The sequence below is a fragment of the Ancylobacter radicis genome (genome assembly GCF_018449475.1).
GTDB classification, from domain to species: Bacteria; Pseudomonadota; Alphaproteobacteria; order Rhizobiales; family Xanthobacteraceae; genus Ancylobacter; species Ancylobacter radicis.
In genome coordinates this window covers 1-1,360 of record NZ_JAHCQH010000013.1, presented here as the reverse complement: position 1 = coordinate 1,360, position 1,360 = coordinate 1, and the positions used below count along the sequence as shown (strand labels likewise).

The 1,360-nt window shown below is 64.3% G+C and carries 1 pseudogene and 1 other annotated feature; the pseudogene reads right to left on the bottom strand.

Going from position 1 to position 1,360, the window contains the following annotated elements:
* Window positions 1–39: 39 nt before the first annotated feature.
* Window positions 40–1,310, bottom strand: a pseudogene (locus KIP89_RS03070) (IS3 family transposase).
* Window positions 871–1,026: a sequence feature (AL1L pseudoknot), on the bottom strand. (Overlaps the previous pseudogene by 156 nt.)
* Window positions 1,311–1,360: the final 50 nt, after the last annotated feature.

The window sequence follows — 1,360 nt, the reverse complement described above, 5'->3', positions numbered from 1 at the left end:
TGAACCGCCCCGACTTCACCGGAGGCCATTTGGTTTAAGTCACGCCGCCATTTTCTGCTCACCGAGCATGACGTAGTAGCGCTCCTCGGCTTCGGCCGGCGGGATGTTACCGATAGGCTCCAGCAGCCGGCGATGGTTGAACCAGTCAACCCAGGTCAGCGTGGCGAACTCGACGGCCTCGAAGGATCGCCAAGGCCCCCGACGATGGATGACCTCGGCCTTGTAGAGGCCATTGATCGTCTCGGCGAGGGCGTTGTCATAGCTGTCACCGACACTGCCGACAGAGGGCTCGATGCCGGCCTCAGCCAGCCGTTCGGTGTAGCGAATGCTCACATATTGCGAACCGCGGTCGCTATGGTGCACCAGGCCGCCGCGATGGGCGGGCCGTCGCTCGTAAAGGGCCTGCTCCAACGCATCCAGCACAAAGCTGGCATGCGCGGTCCGGCTCACCCGCCAGCCGACGATGCGGCGAGCATAAGCGTCGATCACAAAGGCGACGTAGACGAAGCCCGCCCAGGTGCTGACATAGGTGAAGTCCGAGAGCCAGAGCCGGTTAGGCGCCGGCGCATGGAACACCCGGTTCACACGGTCGAGCGGGCACGGTGCCGACTTGTCCGAGATGGTCGTGCGGACCGGCTTGCCGCGGATCACACCGGCCAAGCCCATGCCCTGCATCAGCCGTTCGACGGTGCAGCGCGCCACATCGAACCCCTCGCGCATCATCTGTCGCCAGACCTTGCGCGCTCCATAGACCTCAAAGTTCTCGGCGAACACGCGCTCGATCTCGGGCCGCAAGGCCGCGTCCCGTAGCGCCCGTGCCGAGCACTTCGACGGATCAAGCCGCCGGGCGACATGGGCATGATAGGTCGATGGGGCGATCGGCAGCACCTTGCAGATCGGCTCGACCCCATACGCACCGCGATGATCATCGATGAACGCGATCATGTCTTCGACCGGCGGTCGAGCTCCTCTCACCCGACAGGCGAATGCCTGCATTCGCCGATAGGGGCCATGGCGAAATAAGCGGATGCCTTGCGCAGGATCTCGTTCGCCTGCCGCAGCTCGCGGTTCTCGCGCTCAAGGGCCTTCAGCTTCGCCGACATATCCGTCGGCACGCCGGCCCGCTTACCGGCATCGACCTCGGCCTTCTTCAGCCACTCATTCAGTGAGTGCGCCGAGCAGCCGATCTTCGCCGCAATCGACACGATCGCCTGCCAGCGCGAAGGGTGTTCAGCCTCGTGATCCAGCACCATCCGCACCGCCCGGGCACGCACTTCAGGCGAGAACTTGTTCGTCGTCTTGCTCGTCATAGCCCCATCCTCTCAGGAGTTGGGGCCTCCGGCAAAGCCGGGGCGGTTCA